Origin of the sequence: Bartonella sp. TT119HLJHH (assembly GCF_042193385.1) — a bacterium.
Lineage (GTDB): Bacteria > Pseudomonadota > Alphaproteobacteria > Rhizobiales > Rhizobiaceae > Bartonella.
The window spans coordinates 1-1,773 of sequence record NZ_JBHILS010000075.1 but is presented as its reverse complement, the minus strand read 5'-3'; the positions used below and the strand labels follow the sequence as shown (position 1 = coordinate 1,773).

The window sequence follows — 1,773 nt, the reverse complement described above, 5'->3', positions numbered from 1 at the left end:
TGACCTGCTGTCTGCTTTATTTCTGATAGCCATTGTTTAAAACGCAAGTAACGCATTCCACCGCCTTCAAAACGGCGCGATTGAAAATTCACGGTACCACTAAACATGTCACCACTTGCACCACGTATCGCCCACCCCGTTTTGGTACCTAGATCAAAACAAAGAATCGTGTTATTCACCACGCCACTCCATACATAATGTGTTTTATATGATTGTTTTTTTCAAAAAGCGGGGAGGGAAAGGTGTGTGAAATATGTCAATAATATCTTGGCTTACTTCTTTTATCATCAGTGTAATTTCAGCAGGCTTTGTTTTTTATAAATACCACAAAGAACAAAAAGAAAAACGTTTAGGACAAAAATTACAAAGTTATAGTGTGCGTAAAATTCTTGCGCAAACATCTCCAAATACCCTTAAAGAACTTAACGTTCGCCTAGAATTAATCATCCACAATCCAACAAAACAAATAATCAAGATAAATCACATAAAAATCCCTGAAGACAACCCGTTTGAATTTAGAAAAGCATGCTACCCAGATCCCACCAAAGGTATCTCAGACTCTAAGAAATATAAAAACGCAACGAAAATCTCCTTAAAAACCCCAAAGCACATTGATTTAATAGACCCAAAACTAAAGCCTGAGCGTACGGGTTTTTTTGACCTTTTTAGTATAGAACATGAGGATAAATTGGCCCTTTGGTTTGATATAAAACCAATAGAACCATGCTTAAGAAAACCTATAATCATTGTAGTTGAACACACTTCATGTAATGATCCAGAAGAAAAGCTGGAGACTACGTTTTGTCTTGGTTTTTTCCGGTGTACAGATGAACAGAACAATATTTTTTGGAATAAATTTTTCAAAGAAAAAACGCCTTCGTGAATAATTCTAATAGCTAAAGCCATATTCTGTACTCCCAATAATAACGGAGTCTCTCCAATGTTCTACGGTGCCAAGGTAGAGATGCCATGTATTGTTGTGGTGTTAACATAGACAATTTATAAGTCGTATTGGAAATGTAATTAAAGTTTGGAACTAGGTGATCACCACGTAATCTGCCGCCACCAAAAACAGCCCCTAAACCACTAATCCAACAATTACCTTCGTGACTGAGGTTCTCTTCACTCTCTACCCAGCCACCTAAATCACCTTTCTTTACTTTGCCAAAGCTTCTCAATGCTCGTATTCGGTGTAACTTGAAAGGACCGAGATCAACTGTATCGTCTGTAAGTTCGTATTTCTTTTTACTACTATTAACTAAATCACAACCACTAATAAAACCTGTATCAATCCATGCATCACCACACACACGGGCATTTCCACAAATTATTGCTGTACCGTATACATGTGCATTATCAAAAACTTTAGCATCAAAATAAACAATGGCATTGCCATAAACATGAGCGTTATCATAAACGTTGGCATTACCAAAAACCTTGGCTCGACCGTAAACCCTAGCACTACCATAAACCTTTGCATCGTCCCCAACCCAACAGTCTCCCTCATGACTTAAATTGCTTTCATTTTCAATAAAGCCACCTAAGTCACCTGCGTACACATCTCTAAAATTTCTTAAAGCACGTATACGATGAAGCGTAACTCCATTAACTTCGATTGTTTCATCAGTAGATTCATACTTCTTTTTAACTGTCATCTTATCCACTCCTCACTTACCCTTCTTCTTACTCTTCTTATTCTTATGAGGCGGCGCTTTTACTGCTTCATCACGCTGTTTAAGCTCTTGTGTTAGTCTTTCAACTTCCTCGTCGCGT

The 1,773-nt window shown here is 37.7% G+C and carries 2 protein-coding genes; one reads left to right on the top strand and one right to left on the bottom strand.

Annotation, left to right across the window (positions count from 1 at the left end):
• Positions 1–253: 253 nt before the first annotated feature.
• On the top strand, positions 254–883 hold the full coding sequence (locus tag ACFIJL_RS09250; protein WP_375624397.1) for a hypothetical protein: 630 nt from the start codon (positions 254–256) through the stop codon (positions 881–883).
• 13 nt (positions 884–896) lie between these two features.
• Here the strand turns inward: ACFIJL_RS09250 and ACFIJL_RS09245 are convergent, their stop codons facing one another.
• A complete protein-coding gene (locus ACFIJL_RS09245; protein ID WP_375624395.1) occupies positions 897–1,655 on the bottom strand; it encodes a hypothetical protein in 759 nt (252 codons plus the stop codon).
• Between the last annotated feature and the right edge of the window lie 118 nt (positions 1,656–1,773).